Below are 26,731 nucleotides of genomic sequence, written 5' to 3'. Positions count from 1 at the left end.
CGCCGTGGCATCACGACCTTTGCATGAAATCGTCGAGGCGGGCTGGGCGAAGGCCCTCGAACCCGTCGCCGGGAAGATCTCCGAGATGGGCGACTTCCTGCGCGCGGAGATCGCCGCGGGACGCACCTACCTCCCGTCCGGGCCGAACGTCCTGCGCGCGTTCCAGCAGCCCTTCGACGAGGTGCGGGTGCTGATCGTCGGCCAGGACCCCTATCCGACCCCCGGGCACGCGGTGGGACTGTCGTTCTCGGTCGCGCCCGAGGTGCGCCCACTGCCCGGCAGCCTCATCAACATCTACCGCGAGATGGGCTCCGACCTGGGCGTCCCGCAGCCGTCGAACGGCGACCTGACGCCCTGGACGCAGCAGGGCGTCCTGCTGCTCAACAAGGCGCTCACCACGGCCCCGGGGCGCCCCGCCGCGCACCGGGGCAAGGGCTGGGAGGAGGTCACCGAGCAGGCCATCAAGGCGCTCGCCGCCCGCGGCCGGCCCCTCGTCTCCATCCTGTGGGGGCGTGACGCCCGCAATCTGCGGCCGCTGCTCGGCCCGCTGCCGTCGGTCGAGTCCTCGCACCCGTCGCCGATGTCGGCGGACCGCGGCTTCTTCGGCTCGCGCCCCTTCAGCCGGGCCAATGACCTCCTCGTCCAGCAGGGCGGGCAGCCGGTGGACTGGCGGCTTCCGTGACGGACGCCCCGTGCGTCCTCGGCGTCGACTCGGGCGGCTCCGGGATGCGGGTCGCCCTCGGCCTCCCGGACAAGGCCGACCGCCCGGCCGCGGTGAGCTCGAACGAGCCCGTGCGTACGGGGGCGCGCGGGATCGACGCCGGGCACTTCATCGAGCAACTCCTGCCCATGGCACGGGGTTTGCTCGCCCAGGCGGGCGCCGGGCGGGTCACCGCTGTCGCCGTCGGCGCGGCGGGCATGGCGACCCTCGGCGACGACCTGCGCGCGCAACTGCCGGGCGCCCTCCACGAAGCCCTGGGCGTACGGCGCCTCGCGCTCGCCGCGGACGCCGTCACCGCGTACGCGGGCGCGCTCGGCGACCGCCCCGGCGCGGTCGTCGCCGCGGGCACCGGCATGATCGCGATCGGCACGGACCTGGCGGCCTGGCAGCGCGCCGACGGCTGGGGGCATCTGCTCGGCGACTGCGGCGGCGGCGCCTGGATCGGCCGTGCGGGCCTCGAAGCGGCGATGCGGGCGTTCGACGGAAGGCGCGGCGGCTCGAAGGCGCTGCTCGCCCGCGCCGAGGAGCTCTTCGGTCCGGCGCCGGGACTGCCCGGCGAGCTCTATCCCCGTACGGACCGGCCCGCGATGCTCGCCTCGTTCGCACCCGAAGTGGCGCACTGCGTCCCCGACGACCCCGTGGCCGAAGCGATCCTGCGGGAGGCCGCCCGGCACATCGCCGAAGCGGCGGCGGCCGTCTGCCCGGCGTCCGACGCGGCCGGTCAGGGGGAACAGCCCGAAGTCGCCCTGACCGGAGGCCTGTTCAAGATGGGCGACGCACTGCTGGGCCCGGTGCGCGCGGAGCTGAAGGGTCTCCTGCGGCATGTGCGACTGGTCACGGCCGCCGGTGATCCGCTGGACGGCGCCCTGCGCATCGCCGCCGACACCGGCGCGGACCGGCTGCGTCTGCCGCTCGATGCCCGCATGCTCACCTTGCACACCGAATACGACAGTTGACCACCCAGGATGACCACTCCGTAATGTGACAGTCGTCCTCTACGTAACTCATAAGACAAAAGCGGACTTATACCGCCCACCTGTACCCTCCCCGAACAGCGAAGCCCCCGAAACCAGTAGCATGCGGCGCCATGAGCTCCTCCACTGGGCCCGCATCAGGCCTGCCCGTACGAATGCCGCGACCCCGCCAGCCCGGGCGGCACCGCCGCCCGGAGCCCGTGGCGGCTCCCGAGAACGCGCCCGCGCTCGTTCTCGCCGTACCGGGCGTACCCAGCAGCGCCACGCGCAGCCTCGCCGAAGAGGTCGTGAGCATCGCCCGCTCCGAGCTCCCCGGCCTCGACGCCCGCATCGGGTACCTCGACGGGACCGAGGACGCCACGGTCACCTCGTTCCCGGAGTTCCCCTCGCTGCACTCCGTGCTCGCGCACGCCGCCAACGAACGCACCGCCCGCTTCGAGCAGGCGCGCGCCGCGGGTGCGGACGTCGCCGAGCCCGACGGCCCCGTGGCCGTCGTGGTCCCCCTCCTCGCCGGTCCCGACAACGCGCTGATGCGACGCGTGCGCCAGGCCGTGATGGACAGTCGCGCCCCCGCCGAGCTGACGGACGTCCTCGGCCCGCACCCGCTGCTCGCCGAGGGACTGCACGTGCGCCTGTCGGAGGCCGGTCTGGCCCGCGCCGACCGCGCCCGGCTGTTCACGGTGGCCACCGCGGCGGACGGCATCGTCCTCGCCACGGTCGGCGGCGAGGAGGCCGTGCAGGCCGCCGGGATCACCGGCATGCTGCTCGCGGCCCGCCTCGCGGTGCCGGTGATGGCCGCCGCGCTCGACCAGGAGGGCGCCATCGCGAACACCGCCGAGGAGCTGCGCGGCTCCGGCTCCACGCAGCTGGCGCTCGCCCCGTACCTGATCGGTCCCGAGATCGACGGCAGCCTCCTCGACGCGGCCGCCAAGGAGGCCGGCTGCGCGGTCGCCGAGTCGCTCGGTGCCTACCCGGCGATCGGCAAGCTCGCCCTCTCCAAGTACACGTCGGCGCTCGGGATCGCCCCGCAGCAGCCGTCGGGCGCGCCGGTCCACTGACCGCACCGCGCCGGCAGACCTGATGCCGTCACGCCGATGGGCCCGCCCCCTGATGCAGGGGGCGGGCCCATCGGCGTACGCGGGCCCGGTGGCTCAGTTGAAGATCACGCAGGAGGCGGCGGGAGCTTCGACCGAGCCCGCGCGCCGGGGGATGCCCGTCTCCGGGTCCACGGCGAACCAGGTCACGTCGCCGGAGCGCTCGTTGGCCGCGTACAGGAACCGGCCCGAGGGGTCGATGGCCAGGTCACGCGGCCAGTGGCCGCCGCACGGCACGGTGGCGGTGAGTCGCGGCCGGTCGCCCGCCGCGTCGAGGGCGAGCACCGAGATGACGTCCTGACCGCGGGTCGCGGTCCACAGGAAGCGGCCGTCGGGCGCGATGACGGCCTCGGAGGGGAACGCTTCGCCGTCGCCGTCCGCGGGGCCCGGCAGGACGGCCGCCTCGCCGAGCGGCCTGAGCGCCCCCTCGGAGGCGTCCCAGGCGCAGATCGTGAGGGTGGGGGCAAGCTCGTTCAGGACGTACGCGCGATCGCCGCGCGGGTGGAACACGAGATGCCGGGGGCCCGAGCCGGGCCGCAGCGCGATCTCCCGGTGCAGGATCGGCTCGCCCGCCGCCGAGAGCTCACAGACGCGTACGGAATCGGTGCCGAGGTCGACGCTCACCACCCAGCGGCCGCTCGGATCGGGCAGCACCTGATGGGCGTGCGGCCGCTGCTGGCGCTGCGGATGGGGTCCCGCGCCGGTGTGCGCGAGGACGCCCGACGGTGCGGGTGCGAGGCTCCCGTCGGAGCGCACGGGCACGGCGGTGACGCTGCCGGAGCCGTAGTTGGCGGTGAGGACGTGCCCGGCGTGCAGGGCGAGATGCGTGGGCGCGTCCCCGCCGACCGCGACCGGCGCCCCGGCCGGTTCGGGCTTGTCGCCGTTCAGGCGGTACGCGGCGACGGCCCCGTCGGACGTCTCACTGACCGCGTAGAGCGTGTCGCCCGCCGCCGACAGGGCGAGGTACGAGGGGTCGGCGAGGCTGTCCGTCCCGCCGAGCACGGTCAGCGCACCGCTGTCCGGGTCGACGGCAGCGGTGAGGATCCCGGCCCCGCCCGCCGCGGTGAAGGACCCGATGTACGCCCGTTGACTGTCGCCGTGCCTGCCGACCACTGCGTTCCCCTCTCGACTCTGGACCGAGCACCGTGTCCAGGGGGCACTCGTGCGGCAGACGCTAGCAGGGGGTCTAGACCAAGGCGCCGCAGACCGGGAGCGGGGTCGGGCCGTCCAGCCGTCAAGGAGAGGTCGCCGCGGCCGTGGGCCGCGCGGTGTCCTTGATCGCGGGGAGGGCGAGGGCGCCGGCCAGTTCGGCCAGTTCCTCGTCGGTCGGGCGGACGGGCCCCTCGGCGCCGTCCTGCGCGAAGGCCCGGATGCGTGGGGTGCGGATCCCGGTCTTGTCAGCGATCGCCTGCGGTGTCAGATGACGGCGGCGCATGGTCTGTTGGAGTAGCTGAGACAGGTCGTCCATTGGTGCCTCCTGCCCCGCCCGCGCGCTCTCATGCCGTACGCCTGTCACGCGGCGTCCGCCGCACGGCACCGCGGGCAGCTGCGTCACCGGGGCAGTACGGCCCGGATGGTCTTGCCGTTCGGTCCCCTGGTCACGGTGACCGTCTTCGCCATGTGCTGGACCATGGGCCAGCCGAATCCACCGGTGCCGCCCGCCAGATCGGGCGCCCGCTCCTGCGGCGGTCGCGGGTCGGCGTCACCGACCGTCACCGCGATGCCGTCCGGCTGCGCCTGCAGACGCAGGGAACACGAGGTCCCGCGCGCGTGCCGTACGACGTTGGTGACGAGTTCGGACACCGTGAGTTCGACACTCACGACGTCCTGGGAGCCCACGGGCGGGTGGAGCCCGTCCACGAAGGCGCGGGCGAAGTCCCGCGCGTGGGCGACGGCCTCCGGCCGCTTGTCGAAAACCGCTCCGTCCGACGCTCCGGTGTCCAGCTCGGCCGGTCCGGTGTCCAGTCGCGTCCTTTGCGTCCTCATGAGCCCTCCTCGTTCAGGGTGGCCTCTGTCCGAATAGGGGATGGCCGCTGTCCAAGCTGACCACTTGCCCGGAATGCGGGTCCTGTAACGCCGCGGCGGACAACGGATCTTGTTGCGGATTGACACGCATGAAGCGCCGCCGTGCGGGTACGTGCGCTTCACCGGCCGGTCGGGGGACGACGGAGGGCCGGCGGACTGGGGAGGGACATCATGACAGCGGCCACCGGTACATCCACGGACACACGCCTCGCGGAACTGCCGGAGATCGCCTCTCCCCAGGAGATCGGGCCGCAGGACGCCCGTGACCTGTCGAAGCTGTTCTTCACCCGGCTCGCCACGCTCGAAGAGGGCACGCCCGAGTACCAGTACGCCCGCAACACCCTCGTCGAGATGAACATGTCGCTGGTCCGGTACGCCGCCGGGCGCTTCCGCCACCGCAGCGACGACATGGAGGACATCGTCCAGGTCGGCACGATCGGCCTGATCAAGGCGATCGACCGCTTCGAGCTCTCGCGCGAGGTCCAGTTCGCCACGTTCGCCGTGCCGTACATCGTCGGCGAGATCAAACGTTTCTTCCGCGACACCTCCTGGGCCGTGCACGTTCCGCGCCGCCTCCAGGAGGCCCGCGTCGAACTCGCCAAGGCCACCGACGAGCTCAGCACCCGCCTCGGCCGCTCCCCCAAGGTCAGCGAACTGGCCGAGCTGATGGACCTCACCGAGGACGAGGTCATCGAGGCCCGTATGGCCGCCAACGGCTACAACTCCACCTCGCTGGACGCGACCGTCCACGGCGACCGCGACGACAGCGAGGCCGCCCTCGCGGACTTCATCGGCGCGGAGGACCCCGCCATGGAGCTCGTGGAGGATTTCCACGCCCTGTCCCCGCTGCTCGCCCAACTCGGCGAGCGCGACCGGCAGATCCTGCGGCTGCGGTTCGTCGACGAACTCACCCAGTCACAGATCGGCGAACGCCTCGGCGTCTCCCAGATGCACGTCTCGCGCCTGCTCTCCCGCACCCTGGCCCGGCTGCGCGAGGGCATGCTCACCGCGCACTGAGGCCCCGGCCGGGCAACGCGGTGGAAGGCGGGATTCCGTCCGCTCGCGGGCGTTAGCATCAGTGCACCGCTGATGTCCGATCGAGAAGGCGACTCCCCCACGATGGCCAACGACGCATACCTCTTCCTCCTGACCGACCGGCACCCCCGCCTCGGGACGGCGCTGGCCGCCGTCGGCGCACTGGAGTGCGCGCAGACCCCCGCCGTCCACGGCTGGCTGCAGGCCCACGACGTGTCGGCCTCGTCCGAACTGGTCCGGATCCTGCCCGCCGAGGCGGAGTCGCTGATCCCCGAGGACGCCGAGCGCCTGCCCGTCCCGCTGAGCGAGGAAGAGGCCCTGCGGGTCCAGCAGGAGTGCGCACCCCAGTCCGTCACGGACATGGAGGGCGAGCTGCTGGACTTCCGGGAGACGACCCAGGACTGGGAGGCCCTGGTGCACCGGGCGCTGGCCGCGGGCATCCCCGCGCCGCGCATCGCCCGGCTGACCGGCCTCGACCCGCAGGACATCGGCCGCCTCACGGTGTGAGCGGTGACTAGTCGGCGGCGGTGGACCGCTTCGTGAAGCGGTGCCACCAGTGCCGGCGGCGAGGGTGCACGGCGCGGCCCATCCTGCGGCCGATCAGCAGGTAACCGACCACGGCACCCGTGGTGTTGAGCAGCACGTCGTCGACGTCGAAGGCCCGTCCGGTGACGAGGAAGCCCTGGGCCAGCTCGACCAGCAGCATCACCAGTGCCGTGACGGCCGTGACGCGTATGAGCCCCCGGGCGCGAGGTACGAGCACCGGTAGCAGCATGCCGAACGGCAGGCCCAGCACGATGTTGCCGCCGAGCTGCTTGACGGTGTCGCGGAACGCGGGCTGGGCGAGATAGTCGCGGATCGAGTCGCCGGGCCGGAGATTGCTGTGTGTCAAGGACTCGGACGCGGCGGAGGGTTCCAGCGTCAGCCGGGCAAGCAGCACCGCGAAGACCACCGTCCCCGCGAAGGCGAGCAGCATGGCCATCGCCCGCGCCCACCCGGAGAGCGGAGGCGAGCCGGGAGCGCTCCGGCTCCCGGCTGCCTTCGAGGTCCTCGGGGTCTTCGAGGCCCCGGTGGTCCTGGCTGTCCTGCTGGTCCTTGCGGTCCTGCTGGTCTTGCCCTGCGGAACTGTCCGTGCCATCACGAGCCTCCACTTCAGGGGGTGTTGTGTCTCCGTCTGCCCTCGCCCGCGCGATGGATCCGCTTCCGCTTCGGGCGGTTCACGTGGGGTCCGTACGGCCGAACAGACCGGCGTGGCCCGGCGGAAGCTGCGTGAGGATGCGGCGCAGCAGGGCGTCGTCGGCGACCTCCGCGACGGTGGCGAGGACGGCGGTGACGGCGCGGCGGGCCTGCGCCGTGTCGAGGCCGACGCGTGCGCCCACCGCCGCGACGAAGGCCGCGGGTGTCAGGGGCTCGCTGGCCGGTGAGCCGTCGGTGAGCAGCGGACCGCACGGGCGGGGCAGCAGCCGGGCGAGGTCGGTGCGGTCGTCCCCCACCAGGTGCTCCCCCAGGATCTCCAGGACGCTCTGCACCGCTCCGGCGGCCTCCTGCCGCTCCGCGTAACCCCCGCGTTCCCGGACGCGGTCAAGCAGCACTTCCACGGGCTCGTTCATGGCCGCTCCTCCCTTCGGACTCGTCGTCGTGGTGGGCGAGGGACGGCTGCAGGACGGTGTCGGCCACGTCGAGCAGCGAGACACCGTCGCGCGCGCTCACCTCCTGGAGCCACGCAAGACCCTCGGCGACGGCGCACTCCTGACGGGTGGCCACGTAGTCGGCCGCCTGGTGGATGCGCTCCCAGCGCGCCGCGCGCGTACTGGTCGTCCACACCGGTCGGCGGCAGCCGGTGCCCGCGTCGTGCACGGGCCGCCAGCGCAGCAGCGCGTCGAGCGCGAGGGAGGCGGCACGTTGCGCGTGGGTGATGTGTTCGGGCGTCACGTCGGTGCACTCGGTGTAGTAGAGACACAGCACGCCGACCGGGGTGTGACCGTCGTGCAGCGGGAGCGCCAGCACGCGCCGGGTGCCCGGCAGTTCCTCGGACAGGGGCGGCCCCGTCCGGCACGGGTAGTCGCGCAGGTCCGGCACGAACACGGGCCGCATGCCCAGGGCCGCGCTGACCGAGGGCCCGTCGGCGCGGGTGAACTGTGCGGCCTCGGCCTGCAGGGCGGGTTCGTCGGTGGCGTGCAGCAGTTGCCAGTGTTCGAGCCGGGGCAGCCAGGAAAGGGCAGCGCGCTGTGCGCCCGTCGACTGCGTGAACGCGGTGCAGAGCCGGTTCGGCAGCGCGCGCCGCCCGACCGCTGCCGCGACCGACACGTCATGCACGATCGACGGTGATTCCTCCGTCATGGTCAGCATCCCTCTCTGTCGCGCGCCTCACGGTCCGGCAGCACCCTCCGAGTGGAGGCGCACGCCTTGGCCCGGCGCCCGGAGGAGCGGGAGTTCGTCTACCACGCGATGAACCACCTCATGTGTCATCGGCCGGAGTCATCGATTCATGTGACCGGTCCGGCTTTGCTCCACCGAGGGAATCGGGCCTGCTCAGGCCCCGATCAGAGGCGTACGAGTCGGGCTGCGCAGCGGCACCGCAAGCTCGACGAGGGCCTTCTCCAGGCCGTGCAGATGGGCCAGTACGGGTTCGAGGGTGGCGGGATGCGGCAGGGCGAGGGTGTCGGTGGCCGGGCCGTGCGCGGCCTCCGGCGCGGTGAGCGCCTCCACGGCGGCCTCCACGCGCCAGCAGGCGGCGGCGAGCCGGTCGTCGTGCGAGGCCTCGGGGTCCGCGGCGATCGAGGCGAGCCCGCGCACCTCCCGGGCGCAGGCGTCGAGCAGCGCGAGCACCTGACCGGCGCGCTCCTTGCGGGCCCGCAGCGGGCTGAACGGGTGCACCAGCGGAGCGAGCGAGAACCGCACCTTGCCCAGGAGCTGCTCCAGTTCGGCGACGCGCGGCGCGGGGTCGGCGCTCGCGGAGCCGGCGAGCCGGGCGGCTGCCTCCTCCGTGCAGGCGTGCACGCACCGCAGGGCGCGCTCGATCCAGGCGTTCGTCGTGGCGTGCGTGGTGACGGGCAGGACGAGGAGCACGGCGATGACGGCACCGAGCGCCCCGACGCCGGTCTCCGCGACCCGCAGGGCGAGCAGCCCCGGGTTCAGCACCCCGAGCAGTCCGTAGAGCACCCCGGCCATCACGGTGACCGCGAGCATCATCCAGGTGTAGGAGACCGCCGCGGTGTAGAAGATCCCGAAGACGCTGACGGCGACGACGATCGCCGAGGGCACCGGCGCACCGTGCAGCGGGACAGCGAGGACGAAGCCCGCGCCGATGCCGATGACCGTGCCGAGCACCCGCCGGAAGCTGCGCACCAGCGTCTCCCCGCGCGACGCGGTGTTCACGAACACCCACCAGGTGGCGCCCACGGCCCAGTACCAGCGCTCGTGCGAGAGGACCTGCCCCGCCGCGAGGGCGAAGGCGCCGCCGAGCATCGCCTGGACCGCCTGCCGGGTGGTCGTCCTGGCCAGGCCCCTGCCTGCGGGCGGTGCGGGCACGACCGCGGGCGGCAGGCGGCGCTCGTAGCACCAGAGCCCGAACCGTACGGCCGACGAGGCGCACAGCGACAGCAGGATGGCGGCGAACAGCTCGGGCAGCTGTCCCGGCACCGTGTGCAGGAACTGCGTCGCGAAGAACATCATGAACGCGAACACCCCGAGCGAGTGCCCGCGCGGCCCCCACCGCCGCGCGTACACGCCCGCGCCCATCACGGCGAGGAAGGCGACGTCCCGCGCCACGGGCACGTCGTGCAGCACCGCGGCGAGTGCGAGCACGGGAAAGCCCACGGCGGGCAGCAGGGCCGTGGTGACGGCCTGCCCCTTCACCGTCGTGTCGCCCACGGTGAAGAGAGCGAGCAGCGCCGCGAGCCCACCGGTGATCGCCGCGACGAGCGAGTGCCCGGCCAGACCGCACACGGTCACCGCGAGCGCGATGCCGATGACGGCCCGCGCGGCGAACCGCAACCGCACCCGCCCCGGATCCGGCGCCACGAACACCCTCTTCAGCACGGCTTCCCCGCCCCTTTCCCCGACATCTCGACCTGCCCGCATGAAAAAGGCGCCGCGGGGATCCGCAGCGCCATCGACGGACACATCGAACCATCCGAAGCCCTGCTGGCTCAACCCGCACCCGATTCACTGAGCCATTGGCCCACCTCGCCGCCCTCATGCCGTACCACCAGAGGGCCAACGGATCATTCCGGAGGGTGTGGCGCGCGCGGCAGGGTCCGCGGCTCCCGGCGTAAGTGCCGTCGACCGGGGTACGCCCCGAGAACCCCGTCATAGGCTGGCAGTTCTCACGACTAAGGAGTCGGCATGCCCGGAGTCATCAACCGCATAAAGCAGTTCGTCCGGAGCCCCGAGGGAAAGCGCACGATCCGGCAGGTCCGCCGCGCCTCGGCCGACCCCAAGAACCGGGCCCAGGCCAAGCGGGTGCTCGGCAAGTTCCGAGGGCGCCGCTGAGGCCGCTCAGGCCTCCGCGCTCCGGCCTCCCGGTGCGATCAGTCCGGTCTCGTAGGCGAGCACGACGGCCTGGACACGGTCGCGGAGGTCCAGTTTCGACAGGATGCGGCCGATGTGCGTCTTGACCGTGGTCGGGCTGAGGAACAGGCGGTCCGCGAGCTCGGCGTTGCTGAGTCCCGTCGCGAGCAGGCGGAGCACCTCCAGCTCGCGGGGCGTCAGGCCGGACAGGTCGCGGTGGAGCGTGGGCACCGCGCTCTCCTCACGGGTGGCGAAGCGCTCGATGAGGCGGCGGGTGATCGTGGGCGCGAGCAGGGCGTCCCCGGACTGCACCAGGCGTACGGCGGCCACCAGATGCTCGGGGGTGACGTCCTTGAGCAGGAAACCGCTGGCGCCCGCGGTGAGCGCCGCGTAAACGTAGTGGTCCAGGTCGTACGTCGTGAGGATGATGACCCGGGTCTCGTGCGGGCCCTCGCCGCCCAGGATGCGCCGGGTGGCCTCGATGCCGTCCATCTGCGGCATGCGGATGTCCATGAGCACGACGTCGGGCCGGGTGCGCCGGACGGCGGCCACCGCCTCGGCACCGTCGGCCGCCTCGGCCGTCACCTCGATGCCGTCGGCGGCCAGGATCATCCCGAAACCGGTGCGCACGAGGGCCTGGTCATCGGCGATGACGATACGGAGCGGTGGCCAGGTCATGCGGTGCGCCAGGGGATGAGGGCCATGATCCGGAAGCCGCCCGCGAGCGTGGGCCCGGCGGTGAGTTCGCCGCCGTAGACCGCGAGGCGCTCGCGCAGTCCCATCAGGCCGCGGCCGTTGCCGTCCGCGGGCGGTGTGTCCCGCGCGGCGCCGGTGTCGGTGACTTCTATCTCCAGGTGGCCGTCCGCGCAGCCGATGGTGACGGAGGCGTCGGCGCCGGGCGCGTGCTTGATCGTGTTGGTCAGCGCTTCCTGGACGACGCGGTACGCCGCGAGGTCCACGCCGGGCGACAGCGGCTCCGGCGGCAGGTCCACCATGATGTCGACCGGTGTCCCCGCGGCACGTACCCGTTCGATCAGGGCATCGAGCTGACCGAGGCCCGGCTGCGGCTCCAGGCCGTCCGCCGGGGTGTCGTTCCTGCCGGTGTCCGGAGCCGCCAACAGGCCCATCACATGCCGGAGTTCGGCCATCGCCGCCCGCCCCCCGGCCTCGACCGCCAGGAGTGCCTCCTTCGACCGCTCCGGCGCCGCGTCCATCACTTTGCGTGCCGCGCCCGCCTGGATCACCATCACGCTCACATTGTGGGTCACCACGTCGTGCAGTTCGGCGGCTATGCGGGATCTCTCCTCGTCCACCGCCCGGCGCATGGCCTCGCCCTGCGTCTGCTGCAGCTCCGCGTACCGGTCCCGGCTCACCGTCAACTGCCGTCGCCAGAACCGGACCAGAGCGGCGAGGACCCCCGCGACGAGGAGGACGACCGCCGGGCTCGACCAGCCGGGAAGGACGGGTTCCGTGCCCCGGAACGCGATGCCCGCAAAAACGGCGGCGCACAGCAGCGCCACCATCGCCCCCATCCGGTAACGGCTGTACATGACGGCGGTGTAGGCGCCGATGACGCAGGTCAGCACGTTGATCCAGGAGGTCCGGTGCTCGCCGATGGCGAGCGCCGCGAACAGCACCACGGTGAACGCGGCCAGCGGGTACCACCGCCGGACCGCCAGCGGCAGCGCCGAGAGCACGACGAGCGGCCAGGGCGCCGCGTAGATCTCGGGGTCCCGTATCCCGGGCCCCGGAGGCGGCGGCGCGGGCCTGGCCGGGGGCTCCGGCCCGTACGTGACCGGCCCGCTGTCGGGGTAACGCGCCGCCACGATCAGGGCGACGACGGTCAGCAGAACCGCGAGGGCCACGTCGCCGCGCACCGCGCGACGCGACAGCGGAGCGGGCCTCGGCTCCGGCCGGAACGCGTCACGCAGTTGCTGCCGCGGTCCGCGCCGCTCTCCCTTGTCCACCGGCTCATTGTGCGACCCGCCCGCCGCGTCCCGCATCAGCCTGAACGGCCGGGGTGCCGTCCCGAAGGAGTACGCCGCGGTGATGACCCCGTGGCGGGGTCCTTCGCGGGGAGGGCCGGATGTCGGTGCCGCGGCCGACGCGCCCCGACCACGCCCGCTCCTAGGTTCGCAGGGCCAGGCACCGCAGGAGCCATCGACCGACGGGACGGAACCTCTCATGACTCACGTGATCGAGCTGGAGGGCGTGGCCAAGCGCTACGACAGTGCGGGCGCGCCAGCACTGGGACCGCTGGACCTCGGCGTCGCCCAGGGCGAGGCCCTGGCGGTGACGGGCCCGTCCGGCAGCGGCAAGTCCACGCTCCTGAATCTCGTCGCGGGTCTTGACAAGCCGACGGAGGGCGCGGTCACGGTGGCCGGGCGTCGGATCGACCGGCTGAGCGAGCACGCGCTCGCCCGCTTCCGCCGCGAACAGGTGGGCATGGTCTTCCAGTTCTTCAATCTGCTCGACGACCTCACCGTCGCCGACAACATCCAACTCCCTGCCCAGCTCACCGGGACGGCACGGAAGAAGGCGGCTGCCCGCACCGCCGAGCTCATGGAGATCCTCCGCATCCAGAAGCACGCCCGCGCCTACCCGGGCCGTCTCTCCGGCGGCGAACGCCAGCGCGTCGCGGTCGCCAGGGCGCTGGTCAACCGCCCCGCGCTGCTCCTCGCCGACGAGCCGACCGGTGCGCTCGACACCGCGTCGGGCCACGACGTACGGGAGCTGCTCGTGGACCTGCATCGCGGCGGGCAGACGATCGTGCTCGTCACGCATGACCTGGCGCTCGCCGAGGCCTGCGCGAGCCGCACCATTCACCTGGTCGACGGCCAGGTCGCCCTCGACAGCCGTGCGCAGGTGCTCCGATGAGCCGCATCGGCGCCGGCGCGCTCGGCCGGGTCGTGCGCTCCGGAGTGGGCAGGCGGCGGGTGCAGACCCTGGTGATCGCCGTGGCCACGATGATGGCCGTGGCCTCGGCCGTGGTCGCCGGGTCCCTCATGGTCGCAGCGAACGCCCCCTTCGACCACGCCTTCACGCAGCAGCACGGGGCGCACATCACCGCCCAGTTCGACCCGGCCGGTGCGAGCACGGCGCGGATCAAGGCCACCGGGCGGCTGGACGGCGTCACGGCGAGCGCGGGACCGTACCCGCTCACGACGATCCACCCGGTGGGCCGGGACGGCGGTCATGTGCCCGCCACGACGCTGGCCGGGCGGTCCGGCCCGGACGCCGCCGTGGACGACCTGAACCTGAAGTCCGGCCGGTGGGCGGCGAAACCGGGCGAGGTCGTCCTCGACTCGTCGTTCACCGGGCCGGCGTTCAGGCTCGGCTCCACCCTGAAGACGTCGGACGCGGCGGACGCCGCGACCCTCACGGTCGTCGGCCTCGCCACGTCGGCGAGCAAGACGGCCGCCGCCTGGGCGACGCCCGCGCAGGTCAGGGCGCTGGCATCGAAGGACACCCCGGTCACGAGCCAGATGCTCTACCGCCTGGAACCGGCGGGCACGAAAGAGCAGATCGCCGAGGGCCGCAAGAAGCTCGCCGCCGCGGTGCCGTCCGGCGCGCTGCTCGGCACCGAGTCCTACCTGGACGCCAAGCGCGCCGCCGATCAGGGCGCGGCACCGACCGTCCCGTTCCTGATCGCGTTCGGTGTGCTCGGCATCGCGATGTCGGTGATCATCGTCGGCAGCGTGGTCAGCGGCGCGGTCGGCACGAGCCTGCGCAGGATCGGCATCCTCAAGGCCGTGGGCTTCACGCCGCGCGAGGTCGTGCGCGCCTATGTGGCCCAGGCGCTGATCCCGGCGGGCATCGGCATCGCGCTGGGGGTCGTGCTCGGAAACCTGCTGGCTGTGCCGCTCCTCGACGACACCGAGCAGGCGTACGGCACCGCCTCGCTCTCGGTGGCCTGGTGGGTGGATGTCGTGGTGCCCCTCGCCGCGCTGCTCGTCGTCGGTGTCGCGGCGCTGGTCCCCGCACTGCGGGCGGGGCGGCTGCGTACGGTCGAGGCCATCGCGGTGGGCCGGGCGCCGCGCACGGGACGCGGCCGGTGGGCGCACCGGGCCGCGGGGCGGCTGCCGTTGCCGCGGGCGGTGACCTACGGTCTCGCGAGTCCCTTCGCGCACCCGGTCCGCGCGGTCGCGATGCTGCTCGCGGTGGCCTTCGGCACGGTCGCGGCGACCTTCGCGATGGGTCTCACCGCCTCGCTGGACGCGGTCGGTGCCGCCTCGGACCCCGAGGAGCGCGCCGCTGTGACCGTGGTCGCCGGCGGGCGGGCCGCGGGCCCGGGACAGCCTCCCCCCGCGACGGACGGCTCTGCGGACGGCACGGCCGCCGACACGGCGAAGGTGCGCGCCGCCGTCGAGGCCCAGGCGGGCACCGCCTCGTCCTACGGCCTGACGCAGAGCGAGGTCACCGTGGGCGGGATCTCCGGCACGGTCCGGGCCAGCCTCTACCAGGGCGCCACGGGGTCGGGCGGCTACGAGATGATCGCCGGGCACTGGATCGACGGTGCGGGCCAGCTCGTGGTGTCCACGCGCTTCCTGGAGCGGACCGGCTCCGAGATCGGTGACACCGTGCGGGTGACCCTCAAGCAGCAGAAGCGGACCCTGCGGATCGTCGGCGAGGCCTTCGACACCTCGGACGACGGCCTGCATCTGCACGCGGACATGGGCACCTTCCCCGGGACGGCGCCCCAGACGTTCCTCGTCGACGTGAAGGCGGGCGTCTCCCCCACCGCGTACGCCGAGAAGCTCTCCGCGACGCTCGAACCGCTGGGCGGCGACGCCATGGCGAACGACCCGTCCGACCAGGAGGGCATGATCCTCATCCTGAACACGATGGCGGCGCTGCTCACCCTGATGCTGGTCTCCGTGGCGGGCCTCGGCGTGCTCAACTCCGTCGTCCTGGACACCCGGGAGCGCGTCCACGACCTGGGCGTCTGCAAGGCGATCGGCATGTCACCGCGGCAGATCGTGGGGCTCGTGCTGGCTTCGGTGGCGGGGATCGGCGTGGTCGGGGGCCTCGTGGGCGTGCCGGCCGGGTTCGCGCTGCACGGCTTCGTGCTGCCGGTGATGGGGCACGCGGCGGGCACCGGCCTGCCGCCGTCGGTCATGGACGTGTACGGGGCGCCGCAGCTGGTCCTGCTGGGCTTCGCCGGGGTCGTCATCGCGCTGCTCGGCGCGCTGCTCCCCGCGGGCTGGGCGGCCAGGGCCCGTACGGCCACGGCACTGCGCACGGAGTAGTGCCGTGTGGTGCGGCCGGCGGGGGCCTATGCCTCCGTCGGCGGCCACAGGGGGCGCTGGTCGTCCGGAAGGGTCTGCAGGGCCTGGCCGACCGTGCGGTATCCGGGGAGCAGTTCCGTGCTGCCGGTCAGGGTCAGCATCTCCGAGAGGCGGCGCCCCGCCCCCGCGAGCAGCAGTTTTCCCTCACGGCGTGCGAGCAGCCAGCGCACGGCGAGCAGGCAGTTCAGGCCGCGCGAGTCGCAGAACATCAGCGCCGTCACGTCCAGGACCAGATGCCGGTGCCCGGCCTCGACGGAAGCGCCGAGGGTACGCAGGAAGAACTCCTCGCACGACTGGTCCAGCTCGCCGCTGACCCGCAGCACCGCGGAGTCGGAGCAACTCGCGAGCTCGGTGATGGTCAGGCGATGGGTCTCAGTGGACATCACACCCCCATGAGCCATCGTACCGAGATCAACCCAGTGGCCTCTCCCGGAACAGCTCCGCGCGGCGTGCGCCCCGCTGCCGCTACCTCTTGTCGAGGAGCTTGACCCGCAGCCGTCCGAGCGTCCTGCTGAGGATGCGCGAGACGTGCATCTGGGAAATGCCCAGCTCCGCACCGATCTCACTCTGCGTCATGTCGGCGGCGAAGCGCATCCCGAGGATCTGGCGTTCGCGTTCCGGCAGCGCGGCGATGAGCGGCTTCAGGGAGTGCAGGTCCTCGACCTTGTCCAGCTCAGGATCGCGGTAGCCGACGTGGTCGGCCAGCGTGTCGTCGGAGTCGACGCCGTCGGCGGGGAAGTCCAGGGAGGCCGTGGTGTAGCCGTTGGCCGCGGTGAGACCTTCGCTGATCTCGGCCTCGTCCAGGTCCAGGTGCTCGGCGAGTTCGGCCGTGGTCGGGGTGTGCCCGTTCGTCTGCTCGAGATCGGTGGTGGCCTTCACCAGGTCGATGCGGAGCTCCTGCAGCCGGCGGGGAACGCGCACGGCCCAGGTGGTGTCGCGGAAGAAGCGCTTGATCTCGCCCATGATCGTCGGCAGCGCGAACGTGGTGAACTCCACGCCCCGCTCGAGCTCGAAGCGGTTGATCGCCTTGATCAGACCGATCGTGCCCACCTGGACGACGTCTTCGTACGATTCGTCGCGCGGGCGCATCCGGTGCGCCGCGTACCGCACGAGGTTGAGGTTCAGCTCCACCAGCGAGTTGCGTACGTAGGAGTGCTCGGGCGTTCCTTCCTCCACGGCGTCCAGCCGGGCGAAGAGCGTCTTGGAGAGGGCCCGGAGGTCGGCCGTGCGGCGGCTGATGTCGGGGTCGGCGGTATGTCGTTCGGCGCACGACATCGTGGGTGCTGGGCTGCTGGTCGTCGTGGCCACCGTCGTCACTCCCGAAACACATGGCACCCTCCGGGCGAGAGCGCGCTGTGCACGGGCTCTTACCCACCATCTCCCGTTACATTCCCGTGACTTGACTCTCCGTATAGAAAGCTCCTCCCGGGGAACTCGGGTCAACCGCGGGATGACACGGGAGGTGGACGGCTGTGATCTGGTGGATGTGGCTGGCCGTGGTACTGGTCGCACTGCTCCTGCTGGCCGGTGCGGTCCTCGGGACCCAGGCACGGCGCCGTGGCGGCGGCGCGATCGTGGTCCGGCGGGGGCGCCGCACGGGCGGCGGGAGGATCCGGTGAGCACGCTGATGCTCGCCGCCGAACTGACCAAGCGGCCCGTGGTCACACTCGGCGGGGAAGCGGTGGCCCAGGTGAAGGACACCGTCTTCGACGCGGCGGGCGGACGGATCACCGGTTTCACGCTTGCGGGCCGCGGGCTGCTGTCCGGTCCGCTCAAGCAGAGCCTGCCCTGGTCCGGGGTCCACGCGCTGGGGCCGGACGCGGTGATGATCCCGTCCATCGAGGTCCTGCAGGCCAGGGACGCGGTGGTGGACAGGGGCGAGGCCGATACGGGACAGGTGCGTGGCGCCCGGGTACTGAGCGACGCGGGTCTTGAACTGGGCGCGGTACTGGACGCGGTGGTCGAGGGCGGCACGAGCGGCCGGGTGGTCGGCTTCGAGATCACGACCACCGAGGCGATGGGCCGGCACGAGCGCCGGGCTTTCCTGCCCGCGCACGGTCAACTGGCCATGACCGGGGACACGTTGGTGATCCCGGCGGAGCTGGCCGGGCAGGCGGTGGACGACCTCGACGCGCTGGCCGCGGCCCGGGAGCGGACGCGGACCGCGGGTGAGACGGGATTCCGGAAGGGGAACGGCCGATGATGCTGCTCAGCCAGGTCCTGGGCCATCCGGTCATCAGCGCCGATGACGCGCGCCCCGCCGGGGAGGTCGCGGGACTCGGCATCGATCCGCTGACCCGCCGGATCACTGAGCTGTACCTGCGGGATGCCAAGACCGGCGGCGACAGCGTCCCTTGGGCGCGGGTGCGCGGCATGGGGCCGGACGCCGTGATCATCGACACCGGCGGCGCGGACGCGACGGAGACGGGTCACGGCGGCTCGCACTCCCGCGCGCACAAGAGGCTGCTGGGCAAGCGGGTCCTCACCGAGTACGGCGAGGACATCGGCACGCTCACCGAGGTCACCTTCGACCCGGACACCGGCAGCGTGGGCGATCTGCACATCGGTCGCGAGCAGGTCCCCGGCAGCCGCCTCATCGGCATCGGCGCGTACGCCCTGGTCGTCGGGGCGGGGCAGCATCCCATGCCCGCCGGCTGACGCGTCCCCGCCCCACCGGAGCGGCCACCCGTTCGGGGGAGTGTGGGGCCGCGGGCGCCGGGCAGCGGGAGCTCCATGCGAGTCATCAGCCTGATCGAACACACCATGGAGCGTTGGACGACCGCCGTGTGGACCCTGCTGCTTCCGCCCAGACAGCAGCGCGGGGAAGTGGTCGCCATACTGCGCAGGCAGTGCGATGACAGCGCGTTGATCCTCGGGCGCGAGCGCGTCCTCGTACCCAATTCGTTCGTCATCGACCTGCCGCCGGAGAGCCACCGCCGGCTCACCACCACCAGCACCGAGCTGAGCCGCTATCTCGCCGCCCAGGTGCACCGCCACGCCGCCGAGCAGGGATATACGTTCGCGGGTCCGGTGGCGGTCAGCCTGCGGTCGGCCGGTGGTGAAGCGGTCGGCAGGTTCCGGATTCACGGCCATATCGCCCCGCAGAACAGGGGGTGACCCCCGGGGCCCGCCCCCGGCCGCAGAAACGCTGCGTTTCGGGCGAACCAATATGTGTGTCGGCCGTGAGAGAAATCAGTTCCAGGCCCTCTGAGGGTTTCTTGTGCGACGCCCGGAAGGGACTTTTTCCCCACCCGGAGCAGGCCACACCGTGCTACTGTCGATCTCAGTTGCAGTTGTGGTTCCCAAGAAACTTCAAGTGCCCTCACCGACTTTTCGGCCGGTGGGAGCACTTTTGTATTTCCGGTCATTTCCGGCGGGGAAATCATCGCGGCGACACGGAGTCTGCACAATGCGGCTCCGGGCACTGCACCCGAAGGAGATATGACATGGCTATTGGCACCGTGAAGTGGTTCAACTCGGAAAAGGGCTTCGGCTTCATCGAGCAGGACGGCGGCGGCCCCGACGTCTTCGCCCACTACTCGAACATCGCCGCCCAGGGTTTCCGTGAGCTCCAGGAAGGCCAGAAGGTGAACTTCGACATCGCCCAGGGCCAGAAGGGCCCGACGGCCGAGAACATCGTTCCCGCCTGACGCTCACGCGTACTTCGTAGCTGGGGCCCGCACCTTGGGGTGCGGGCCCCAGCTCGTGCATTTCCGCATCATCCAGGGGCATGAATTCCTGCGCACATATCCCTTCGAATTTCTTTTCGTCGGTCCAGCGCTCGCCGTGTCCCTGTCCGGAACGTCACTCGTTCCCGCGCATCCGCCGCCCGCAGAACATCGCCGCCGGCCGGATTCGCTTCACGCATTTCATCCGGCCCGTTCTCGCGATTCTCCGCGCTGCGCTCTTCGCTGCGGAATTTCCTTGGTACGTGCCGCATCGAGGAAGGTTCCCCATTGAACCGCGCACGCACGAACGACCGCTCTTCCCGCAGCCGCTCGGGCTCCGGCGGCTACGGCTCCGGCTCGGGCTCCAGCAGGAGCGGGGGCAGCCGCTACGGCGCCCCGTCCTCCGGCCGCTCGGGTGGTTCCGGCCGTTCCGGTGGCTACGGCCGCCGACCCTCCGCTCCCCAGGGCGAGTTCGCCCTGCCGGTCACGGTCACCCCCGCGCTCCCGGCCGTCGAGGCCTTCGCCGATCTCGCGATGCCGGCGCCGCTGCTCGCCGCGCTCGGCCGTGAAGGCATGAGCGTGCCGTTCCCGATCCAGGGCGCGACGCTCCCCAACTCGCTCGCGGGCCGTGACGTCCTGGGCCGTGGCCGCACCGGCTCGGGCAAGACCCTCGCCTTCGGCCTCGCGCTGCTTGCCCGTACGGACGGCCAGCGCGCCGAGCCGCGCCAGCCGCTCGCCCTGGTCCTCGTCCCCACCCGTGAGCTGGCCCAGCAGGTCACCGACGCGCTCACGCCGTACGCCCGCGCCCTGCGGCTGAAGCTCGCCACGGTGGTCGGCGGCATGTCGATCGGCAAGCAGGCCGGTGCGCTGCGCGCCGGCGCCGAGGTCGTCGTCGCCACGCCCGGCCGGCTCAAGGACCTCATCGACCGCGGCGACTGCCGGCTGAACCAGGTCGGCATCACCGTCCTCGACGAGGCCGACCAGATGGCCGACATGGGCTTCATGCCCCAGGTCACCGCGCTGCTCGACCAGGTGCGCCCCGAGGGCCAGCGGATGCTGTTCTCGGCCACCCTGGACCGCAACGTCGACCTGCTCGTCCGCCGCTACCTCTCCGACCCGGTGGTCCACTCCGTCGACCCGTCCGCGGGCGCGGTCACCACGATGGAGCACCACGTCCTGCACGTGCACGGCGCGGACAAGCACCAGGCCACCACCGAGATCGCGGCGCGCGACGGCCGGGTGATCATGTTCCTGGACACCAAGCACGCCGTCGACCGGCTGACCGAGCACCTCCTGAACAGCGGCGTCCGCGCCGCGGCCCTGCACGGCGGCAAGTCCCAGCCGCAGCGCACGCGGACCCTGTCCCAGTTCAAGACCGGCCATGTGACGGTGCTCGTGGCGACCAACGTCGCCGCACGCGGGATCCACGTCGACAACCTCGACCTCGTCGTGAACGTCGACCCGCCCACCGACCACAAGGACTACCTCCACCGCGGCGGCCGTACGGCCCGCGCAGGTGAGTCCGGCAGCGTCGTCACCCTGGTGACGCCCAACCAGCGCCGCGACATGAGCCGTCTGATGGCCGCCGCGGGCATCACCCCGCAGACCGCCCAGATCCGCTCCGGCGACGAGGAGCTGAGCCGCATCACCGGCGCCCAGGCTCCTTCGGGCATCCCGGTCACCATCACCATGCCCGCGTCGGAGCGCCCGCGGCGCGGCAGTGCCGCCTCCTCCCGGGGCCGCCGCAGCCGCAGCGCCCAGGACCGGCGCACCGACCGCGCTCCGCGCCGCTCCGCTCAGGGGCCGTCGTCGGCCTCGAGCTCGGCGGCCTAGTACCAGGGCCTTCGCGACCGCCAGGCTCACCCATCCCTGCAGGAGGCACCTTTGACACCGGTTCAGACACAGCCACGCCCGGCGGCTTCCGCCATCGTCTCCATGCCCGACAGCGCCGGATCCGCCGAGTGCGCCGGTAGTCTGGACGTGGGACCGCAGGTCCGTGACGACATGACCGTCGAGCTGGCCCTGTCGGTCATGGCCGGCGCGGGCGCCGGCCATCTGTTCCTGTGCGACGAGGACGACCAGTGCACGGGCCTGATCACCCGGGCCCGGCTCATCGAGGTCCGCGAAAGCCATGCCTACACGGACCAGATCCGTCTACGGGACGTTCTCGCCCTCACCCGCTGAACGCCCCACCTCTTCCAGCCGCCCCATCTCCTCACCTGTGAGGCATCATGCGCTGCGTCATCGCCCGTTTCCCGTTCGACCTCACCAAGGCCGGGGTGCTGGACACGATGAAGGGGGTCAAGCCCGAGCCCATCTCGGGTGACTCCGTCATCATCGGCCGCCGCCACTACCCCATCAAGCAGGTGGGCGCGGTGATCACCCGGCAGGACCGGCGTGACTTCAGCGCCGGGGAGGTCACCCGCGCCATGAGGGCTCTCGGCTTCACCTGCCGCACCCCGTCCGAGGACGCCGCCCCGAGCGACCTCACCCCGCTCCAGACGGCGTCGGCCCTGCTCGGCGCCCCCACTCCCGTATAGCGGGACACGCGGGACACGCGGGACGACACCAGAACACCGAAGAGGGCCCTGCCGGCACACGCCGGCAGGGCCCTCTTTTTGCGTTGTCCGCTCGCCCGCGCCCATGGATTCATGCGGCAGCGCACAAAATCTATGCTGGCCAGGGTAGACATTGGGTGACCGCATGATTAGGATTTCTCTCGTAGCTGCAGACTCAGAGGAAGAACGGAGGGAGCAGACGCCATCAGGATCGCCCGGCCCGAGATCGATTCGGCCCGGGTACCGCAAGACCCCGGAACGGAAGGTGGTCCTCGGTCACGCATCAGCGATCCCCGCGATCCCGCCCTCTCGCAGGGCCGGACAGCGGAAACAAGAGGTCGGCGCAGCGATAAGGCCGGCAGATGGTGTTGAATTTCCTTCGGGGCCCTGGTGCCGTACGGCACCAGGGCCCCTCGACGCGTTCGCATAACGAGGTGACATGACAGCAGATACCCCGCTCAGTGGTCGTCTGGACGATGACGACTACCCCGCCTACACCATGGGGCGGGCCGCCGAGATGCTCGGCACCACTCCCGGTTTCCTGCGGGCCATCGGTGAGGCCCGACTGATCACACCGCTCCGCTCGGAAGGCGGGCACCGGCGGTACTCCCGCTACCAGCTGCGGATCGCGGCTCGCGCCCGCGAACTGGTGGACCAGGGAACCCCGGTCGAGGCGGCGTGCCGCATCGTCATCCTGGAGGATCAGCTCGAGGAGGCACAGCGCATAAACGCCGAGTACCGCCGCACGTCGGCGGAGTCGAGCGACCGCCCGAGCTGAGCCCCGCCCCTCCCGGGAGGGGCCGTGCGCCGACAGGCCCGGTTCACGCGACCGGAGGCCATACTCCCGGAGTGAGAACCCCCAGCGCGTACGCCCGCGCCACCAGTTCCGTCCGGTTCGCCGCGCCCCACCGCTCGGTCAGGCGGCGCAGATGGTAGGTGACGCCGTCCGTGGTGAGGCCCGTCCCACGGGCGGCCTGAGCCGTGGTGGCGCCACCGGCCAGCAGCGCCAGGATGCGGGTCTCGGCCGGCGTGGCGGCCTCGACGGGTTCCGGGGCGAGGGCGTGTTCCTCGCCCAGGACGCGCAGCAGCACCAGCAGGCCGGGCACCTCGTCGGCCGTGTCGCTCACCGGCTCCGCCGTCAGCTCGCCGTGCCGCCGCGTCCCGTCGGCCGCCTCCCAGTGCACGGCGACCGGATAGCGCGAGCGGCGCCCCAGCCGCACCGCCTCGGCGATCCGGAGGACCTGTGTCTCCTCGTCGGGCCGGAACAGCTCCAGCACGTTGCGCCCCCGCAGGGTGCCGGAGGTCTCGCCCCACTCCGCCGTCATGGCCGGGTTGGCGAGGATGATCGCCCCGCTCGCGTCGCACACCGCGATCGGCATGGGAATGCGGGCGAACAGGTTCATGGCGCGGTTGCGCCAGATCACGGTGTCCGTGGAGTCGGCGAATTCCACGGGGTGACTCCTTCCGGCCGGCGCAGTCGAGAGCGCCGCAGTCAAGGGTGAGGTGGCGTTCGCCACTACACAATCATGTAGTGGTGCGGCACGGACCCGTGGGGGCCGAGGACCAAGCTGGTGAGCAGTGACTTCCGTACGGCGAAAGGCAGTTGTCACGCCATGCCCTCCACCACCACCGCACCGCTCCCCCAGGACGCCGGCTCCGGCGTCGACGGCGTACCGCTGATCGACATTTCCGCCACCGGGCCCAGGCCCGCCCCCGTGCAGCAGGTCATGGAACTGCTCCGCCGCCACGGGCCCGTGGTGCGGCGGCGGCTGCACGACCGCGAGGCGCTGTTCGTGAGCGATCTCGATCTCGTCACCGAGCTCGCCGACGAGACCCGGTTCGCCAAGTACGTCGGTCCCGCCCTGCAGAACGTGCGCGAGTTCACCGCCGACGGGCTGTTCACCGCGTACAACGACGAGCCCAACTGGGCCCGCGCCCACGACATCCTGATGCCCGCGTTCGCGATGGGTTCGATGCGTACGTACCACCCGATGATGCTGCGCGTCGCGCACCGGCTCATCGAATCGTGGGACCGGGGCGCGCGGGACGGGCGCCCCGTGGACGTTCCGGGGGACATGACCCGGATGACCCTGGACACGATCGGGCTCGCCGGGTTCGGCTACGACTTCGGTTCGTTCGAGCGGGCCGAGCCGCATCCCTTCATCGGCTCCATGGTCCGCTGTCTGGAGTGGAGCATGACGCGGCTGAGCCGTACGCCGGGCAGTGACCACTCGGCGGCGGACGCGGCCTTCCGGGCCGACGCCGATTATCTGGCGCAGGTGGTCGACGAGGTCATCGCCGCGCGGTCGGGCGGCGCGCCCGGCGCGGGGCCCGCCGAGGACCTGCTGGGGCTCATGCTCAGCGCAGCGCACCCGGGCGACGGCACGAAGCTGGACGCCGCGAACATCCGCAACCAGGTCATCACCTTCCTGATCGCGGGGCACGAGACGACGTCCGGCGCGATGTCGTTCGCGATGTACTACCTGGCCAAGCACCCCGCCGTCCTCGACCTCGTACGGCGTGAGGTCGATGCCCTGTGGGGCGACACGGCCGACCCCGAGCCGACGTTCGACGAGGTCGGGCGGCTCACGTACACCCGGCAGGTCCTCAACGAGGCGCTGCGGCTGTGGCCGACGGCCGCCGCGTTCGGCAGGCACGCCCGCGAGGACACGCTCCTCGGCGGCCGTATCCCGCTGCGTGCGGGGCAGGGCGTCACCGTCATCGCGCCGATGCTGCACCGGCAGCCCGTGTGGGGCGACAATCCGGAGCTCTTCGACCCGGAGCGGTTCACCGCCGAGGCGGAGGCCGCACGTTCCCCGCACGCGTTCAAGCCGTTCGGGACCGGTGAACGGGCCTGTATCGGGCGGCAGTTCGCGCTGCACGAGGCGACCATGCTGCTCGGGATGCTGGTCCACCGCTACCGGCTGCACGACCACGCCGACTACCGGCTCACCGTCAAGGAGACGCTCACCCTCAAGCCCGACGGCTTCACGCTCACGCTGACGCCGCGCACCGCCGCCGACCGCGTGCACGGCGCGCTGCCGGGCGTGGCAGCGGCCCCGGCAGCGGCGGAAGCCGACGCCACTCCCCTGCCCGCGCGTGTCGTGCCCGGCACCCGCGCGCTCTTCCTGCACGGCAGCAACTACGGAACCTGCCGGGACTTCGCCGCTCAACTCGCGGACGAGGCGGCGTCGGTGGGCTGCGACACCGAGGTCGCGCCGCTGGACGAGTACGCGGGGGCGCTGCCCGCCGACCGCCCGGTCGTCATCACCGCCGCCTCCTACAACGGCCGGCCCACCGATGACGCCACCGTGTTCGCCACCTGGCTGGACGGAGCCCCGGCGGCCACCGCCGAGAACGTCACGTACGCGGTCCTCGGTGTGGGCGACCGCAACTGGGCCGCCACCTATCAGCACGTTCCGACGCGCTTCGACGAGCGGCTCGCGGAGCTCGGCGGCACCCGGCTCCTGGCGCGTACGGCGGCCGACGCCTCGGGCGATCTCGGCGGCACCGTAAGGGAGTTCACGGCCCGGCTGCGGACGGCCCTTCTGGAGCGGTACGGCGATCCCGACGCGCTGGAGGGGCCGGGCTCCGCCACTCCCGCGGACGCGTACGAGGTCCGCGAGGTGACCGGTGGCCCGCTGGACGCACTCGCCGCGCGGCACGGCCTCGTGCCGATGAAGGTCAGCGAGGCGTACGACCTCACCGCGCCCGGCCATCCCCGCACGAAGCGTTTCGTGCGGCTCGCCCTGCCCGACGGCATGACCTATCGCACCGGCGACCATCTCGCCGTGCTGCCCGTCAACGACCCGGCGCTCGTCGACCGGGCCGCCGCCGCGCTCGGCGTGGACCCGGACGCCGTGCTCGACATCCGCGCGAGCCGTCCCCGACGCGACACTCTCGCCGTGGACCGCCCGCTGAGCGTGCGCCAACTGCTCACTCATCACGTCGAGTTGCAGGACAGGCCCACCGCGGGTCAGCTTGCCGTGCTCGCCGCGGCCAATCCCTGCCCGCCGGAGCGGGCCGAACTCGACGCCCTCGCGTCCGATGCCGAGGCGCGCGCGGCCGACGGGCGCACGCTGCTCGAACTGGTCGAGGCCTGCCCTGCCCTGCGCGGGGCCCTGGAGTGGCCGCGGCTGCTCGACGTGCTGGCGCCTCTGCGGCCCCGCCACTACTCGGTGTCCTCCTCGCCGGGCGTGCACCCCGGACACGCCGATCTGATGGTGTCCCTCCTGGAGGCCCCGGCCCGCTCGGGCAACGGGCGGCTGTACCGTGGGACGGGCTCCGGGCACCTCAACGGGGTACGGCCGGGCGACACCGTCCTGGCACGGGTCCAGCCGTGCCGCGAGGTGTTCCGCATCGACCACGCGGACACCGCGCCCGTCATCATGGTCGCCGCGGGCACCGGCCTCGCCCCGTTCCGCGGCACCATCGCGGACCGTGCGGCGTTGGTGGCCACGGGAGCCCAACTCCCGCCTGCTCTCTGCTACTTCGGCTGCGATGCGCCGGAGGCCGACTTCCTGCACGCCGAGGAACTGCGCGCCGCGGAGTCCGCGGGAGCGGTCTCGCTGCGCCCCGCCTTCAGCGCCGCCCCCGTCGACGGGGCGGCATTCGTCCAGCACCGCATCGCGGCGGAGGGCGACGAGGTGTGGGAACTGCTGGCCGCCGGGGCCAGAGTGTACGTGTGCGGCGACGGCTCACGCATGGCACCGGGCGTACGGGACGCCCTGCGCACGCTCCACCAGGACCGCACGCCGGGGGCCACGGTCGCCGAATCCGAGCGGTGGCTGGACGGGCTGACCGCCGAGGGGCGTTACGTGGAGGACGTGTACGCGGCCGGGTGAGGAAGGCGAGCG

General features: G+C 72.3%; 30 protein-coding genes. 18 read left to right on the top strand and 12 right to left on the bottom strand.

The features are described from left to right. Positions 1-4: 4 nt before the first annotated feature. The 3 genes from AB0E78_RS34210 to AB0E78_RS34200 all read left to right on the top strand — a co-directional run bounded on the left by AB0E78_RS34210 (position 5) and on the right by AB0E78_RS34200 (position 2,753). A complete protein-coding gene (locus tag AB0E78_RS34210; protein ID WP_361841020.1) occupies positions 5-682 on the top strand; it encodes a uracil-DNA glycosylase in 678 nt (225 codons plus the stop codon). Then, positions 679-1,677: a BadF/BadG/BcrA/BcrD ATPase family protein gene (locus AB0E78_RS34205; protein ID WP_361841018.1), complete on the top strand. Its 999-nt coding sequence runs from the start codon at positions 679-681 to the stop codon at positions 1,675-1,677. The genes AB0E78_RS34210 and AB0E78_RS34205 overlap by 4 nt, the downstream gene beginning before the upstream one ends. A gap of 131 nt (positions 1,678-1,808) precedes the next feature. Further along, positions 1,809-2,753 carry a hypothetical protein gene (locus AB0E78_RS34200; RefSeq protein ID WP_361841015.1) on the top strand — a complete coding sequence of 315 codons (945 nt, stop codon included), beginning with the start codon at positions 1,809-1,811 and terminating at the stop codon, positions 2,751-2,753. Positions 2,754-2,846: 93 nt separating this feature from the next. On the opposite strand, the gene AB0E78_RS34195 is transcribed toward AB0E78_RS34200, so the two are convergent. The 3 genes from AB0E78_RS34195 to AB0E78_RS34185 form a co-directional block, all read right to left on the bottom strand. Continuing rightward, on the bottom strand, positions 2,847-3,902 hold the full coding sequence (locus AB0E78_RS34195; protein WP_361841013.1) for a lactonase family protein: 1,056 nt from the start codon (positions 3,900-3,902) through the stop codon (positions 2,847-2,849). A gap of 121 nt (positions 3,903-4,023) precedes the next feature. Next, the gene (locus AB0E78_RS34190; protein WP_361841010.1) at positions 4,024-4,257 is read right to left on the bottom strand and encodes an XRE family transcriptional regulator; all 234 of its coding nucleotides are present in this window, start codon (positions 4,255-4,257) and stop codon (positions 4,024-4,026) included. 83 nt (positions 4,258-4,340) lie between these two features. Beyond that, a complete protein-coding gene (locus tag AB0E78_RS34185; RefSeq protein WP_361841008.1) occupies positions 4,341-4,775 on the bottom strand; it encodes an ATP-binding protein in 435 nt (144 codons plus the stop codon). 210 nt (positions 4,776-4,985) lie between these two features. Here AB0E78_RS34185 and AB0E78_RS34180 point away from each other — a divergent pair, with 210 nt between their 5' ends. Together AB0E78_RS34180 and AB0E78_RS34175 are read left to right on the top strand one after the other, a co-directional pair. Then, a complete protein-coding gene (locus AB0E78_RS34180) occupies positions 4,986-5,831 on the top strand; it encodes an RNA polymerase sigma factor SigF (RefSeq protein ID WP_361841005.1) in 846 nt (281 codons plus the stop codon). Positions 5,832-5,903: 72 nt separating this feature from the next. Further along, a complete protein-coding gene (locus AB0E78_RS34175; protein ID WP_361841002.1) occupies positions 5,904-6,356 on the top strand; it encodes a DUF6003 family protein in 453 nt (150 codons plus the stop codon). Between the two features lie 7 nt (positions 6,357-6,363). On the opposite strand, the gene AB0E78_RS34170 is transcribed toward AB0E78_RS34175, so the two are convergent. The 4 genes from AB0E78_RS34170 to AB0E78_RS34155 all read right to left on the bottom strand — a co-directional run bounded on the left by AB0E78_RS34170 (position 6,364) and on the right by AB0E78_RS34155 (position 9,890). Next, the gene (locus tag AB0E78_RS34170; protein ID WP_361841000.1) at positions 6,364-6,987 is read right to left on the bottom strand and encodes a VanZ family protein; all 624 of its coding nucleotides are present in this window, start codon (positions 6,985-6,987) and stop codon (positions 6,364-6,366) included. Positions 6,988-7,066: 79 nt separating this feature from the next. Continuing rightward, a complete protein-coding gene (locus tag AB0E78_RS34165; protein ID WP_361840997.1) occupies positions 7,067-7,459 on the bottom strand; it encodes a DUF2267 domain-containing protein in 393 nt (130 codons plus the stop codon). Next, on the bottom strand, positions 7,431-8,189 hold the full coding sequence (locus AB0E78_RS34160) for a GAF domain-containing protein (RefSeq protein ID WP_361840996.1): 759 nt from the start codon (positions 8,187-8,189) through the stop codon (positions 7,431-7,433). The genes AB0E78_RS34165 and AB0E78_RS34160 overlap by 29 nt, the downstream gene beginning before the upstream one ends. A 192-nt stretch (positions 8,190-8,381) precedes the next feature. Continuing rightward, complete coding sequence (locus AB0E78_RS34155; protein WP_361840993.1) at positions 8,382-9,890, bottom strand: FUSC family protein; 1,509 nt, start codon at positions 9,888-9,890, stop codon at positions 8,382-8,384. A gap of 306 nt (positions 9,891-10,196) precedes the next feature. Between AB0E78_RS34155 and AB0E78_RS34150 the strand changes: the two genes are divergently transcribed. Beyond that, positions 10,197-10,343: a hypothetical protein gene (locus AB0E78_RS34150; RefSeq protein WP_361840990.1), complete on the top strand. Its 147-nt coding sequence runs from the start codon at positions 10,197-10,199 to the stop codon at positions 10,341-10,343. A gap of 6 nt (positions 10,344-10,349) precedes the next feature. Here the strand turns inward: AB0E78_RS34150 and AB0E78_RS34145 are convergent, their stop codons facing one another. Further along, the gene (locus AB0E78_RS34145) at positions 10,350-11,039 is read right to left on the bottom strand and encodes a response regulator transcription factor (protein ID WP_361840987.1); all 690 of its coding nucleotides are present in this window, start codon (positions 11,037-11,039) and stop codon (positions 10,350-10,352) included. After that, on the bottom strand, positions 11,036-12,328 hold the full coding sequence (locus AB0E78_RS34140; protein ID WP_361840985.1) for a histidine kinase: 1,293 nt from the start codon (positions 12,326-12,328) through the stop codon (positions 11,036-11,038). The genes AB0E78_RS34145 and AB0E78_RS34140 overlap by 4 nt, the downstream gene beginning before the upstream one ends. A 217-nt stretch (positions 12,329-12,545) precedes the next feature. Between AB0E78_RS34140 and AB0E78_RS34135 the strand changes: the two genes are divergently transcribed. After that, positions 12,546-13,238, top strand: a complete 693-nt coding sequence (locus tag AB0E78_RS34135; RefSeq protein ID WP_361840982.1) for an ABC transporter ATP-binding protein — start codon at positions 12,546-12,548, stop codon at positions 13,236-13,238. Continuing rightward, positions 13,235-15,610: an FtsX-like permease family protein gene (locus tag AB0E78_RS34130; RefSeq protein ID WP_361840979.1), complete on the top strand. Its 2,376-nt coding sequence runs from the start codon at positions 13,235-13,237 to the stop codon at positions 15,608-15,610. The genes AB0E78_RS34135 and AB0E78_RS34130 overlap by 4 nt, the downstream gene beginning before the upstream one ends. Before the next feature lie 26 nt (positions 15,611-15,636). On the opposite strand, the gene AB0E78_RS34125 is transcribed toward AB0E78_RS34130, so the two are convergent. Next, on the bottom strand, positions 15,637-16,032 hold the full coding sequence (locus AB0E78_RS34125) for an STAS domain-containing protein (protein ID WP_361840976.1): 396 nt from the start codon (positions 16,030-16,032) through the stop codon (positions 15,637-15,639). Positions 16,033-16,114: 82 nt separating this feature from the next. After that, positions 16,115-16,924, bottom strand: coding sequence for an RNA polymerase sigma factor SigF (locus AB0E78_RS34120; RefSeq protein WP_361841260.1), 810 nt, complete (start codon positions 16,922-16,924; stop codon positions 16,115-16,117). 197 nt (positions 16,925-17,121) lie between these two features. Here AB0E78_RS34120 and AB0E78_RS34115 point away from each other — a divergent pair, with 197 nt between their 5' ends. The 9 genes from AB0E78_RS34115 to AB0E78_RS34075 all read left to right on the top strand — a co-directional run bounded on the left by AB0E78_RS34115 (position 17,122) and on the right by AB0E78_RS34075 (position 22,653). Continuing rightward, positions 17,122-17,268, top strand: coding sequence for a hypothetical protein (locus AB0E78_RS34115; RefSeq protein WP_361840974.1), 147 nt, complete (start codon positions 17,122-17,124; stop codon positions 17,266-17,268). Next, entirely contained in the window at positions 17,265-17,852 is a 588-nt protein-coding gene (locus tag AB0E78_RS34110; RefSeq protein ID WP_361840971.1) for a PRC-barrel domain-containing protein, read from the top strand. The genes AB0E78_RS34115 and AB0E78_RS34110 overlap by 4 nt, the downstream gene beginning before the upstream one ends. Continuing rightward, positions 17,849-18,307 (top strand): PRC-barrel domain-containing protein, encoded by a 459-nt coding sequence (locus AB0E78_RS34105; protein WP_361840968.1) that lies wholly within the window; start codon positions 17,849-17,851, stop codon positions 18,305-18,307. The genes AB0E78_RS34110 and AB0E78_RS34105 overlap by 4 nt, the downstream gene beginning before the upstream one ends. A gap of 75 nt (positions 18,308-18,382) precedes the next feature. Then, on the top strand, positions 18,383-18,766 hold the full coding sequence (locus tag AB0E78_RS34100) for an FhaA domain-containing protein (protein ID WP_361840966.1): 384 nt from the start codon (positions 18,383-18,385) through the stop codon (positions 18,764-18,766). Between the two features lie 329 nt (positions 18,767-19,095). After that, entirely contained in the window at positions 19,096-19,299 is a 204-nt protein-coding gene (locus AB0E78_RS34095; protein ID WP_361840963.1) for a cold-shock protein, read from the top strand. Between the two features lie 306 nt (positions 19,300-19,605). After that, positions 19,606-21,150, top strand: a complete 1,545-nt coding sequence (locus tag AB0E78_RS34090) for a DEAD/DEAH box helicase (protein ID WP_361840960.1) — start codon at positions 19,606-19,608, stop codon at positions 21,148-21,150. A 102-nt stretch (positions 21,151-21,252) separates the two neighbouring features. Next, the gene (locus AB0E78_RS34085) at positions 21,253-21,501 is read left to right on the top strand and encodes a CBS domain-containing protein (protein WP_361840957.1); all 249 of its coding nucleotides are present in this window, start codon (positions 21,253-21,255) and stop codon (positions 21,499-21,501) included. A 47-nt stretch (positions 21,502-21,548) separates the two neighbouring features. Further along, positions 21,549-21,857: an SCO5918 family protein gene (locus AB0E78_RS34080; RefSeq protein ID WP_361840954.1), complete on the top strand. Its 309-nt coding sequence runs from the start codon at positions 21,549-21,551 to the stop codon at positions 21,855-21,857. Positions 21,858-22,314: 457 nt separating this feature from the next. Next, positions 22,315-22,653, top strand: coding sequence for a MerR family transcriptional regulator (locus AB0E78_RS34075; protein WP_361840951.1), 339 nt, complete (start codon positions 22,315-22,317; stop codon positions 22,651-22,653). A 43-nt stretch (positions 22,654-22,696) separates the two neighbouring features. On the opposite strand, the gene AB0E78_RS34070 is transcribed toward AB0E78_RS34075, so the two are convergent. Continuing rightward, positions 22,697-23,278 carry a PAS domain-containing protein gene (locus AB0E78_RS34070; protein WP_361841257.1) on the bottom strand — a complete coding sequence of 194 codons (582 nt, stop codon included), beginning with the start codon at positions 23,276-23,278 and terminating at the stop codon, positions 22,697-22,699. Positions 23,279-23,488: 210 nt separating this feature from the next. Between AB0E78_RS34070 and AB0E78_RS34065 the strand changes: the two genes are divergently transcribed. Beyond that, the gene (locus tag AB0E78_RS34065) at positions 23,489-26,719 is read left to right on the top strand and encodes a cytochrome P450 (protein WP_361841254.1); all 3,231 of its coding nucleotides are present in this window, start codon (positions 23,489-23,491) and stop codon (positions 26,717-26,719) included. The last annotated feature ends 12 nt before the right edge of the window (positions 26,720-26,731 follow it).

It is taken from the genome of Streptomyces sp. NPDC032198 (assembly GCF_040636975.1).
Classification (GTDB): Bacteria; Actinomycetota; Actinomycetes; order Streptomycetales; family Streptomycetaceae; genus Streptomyces.
Note: the sequence above shows the minus strand (reverse complement) of the source record. Positions and strands in the feature narration are given on the sequence as shown.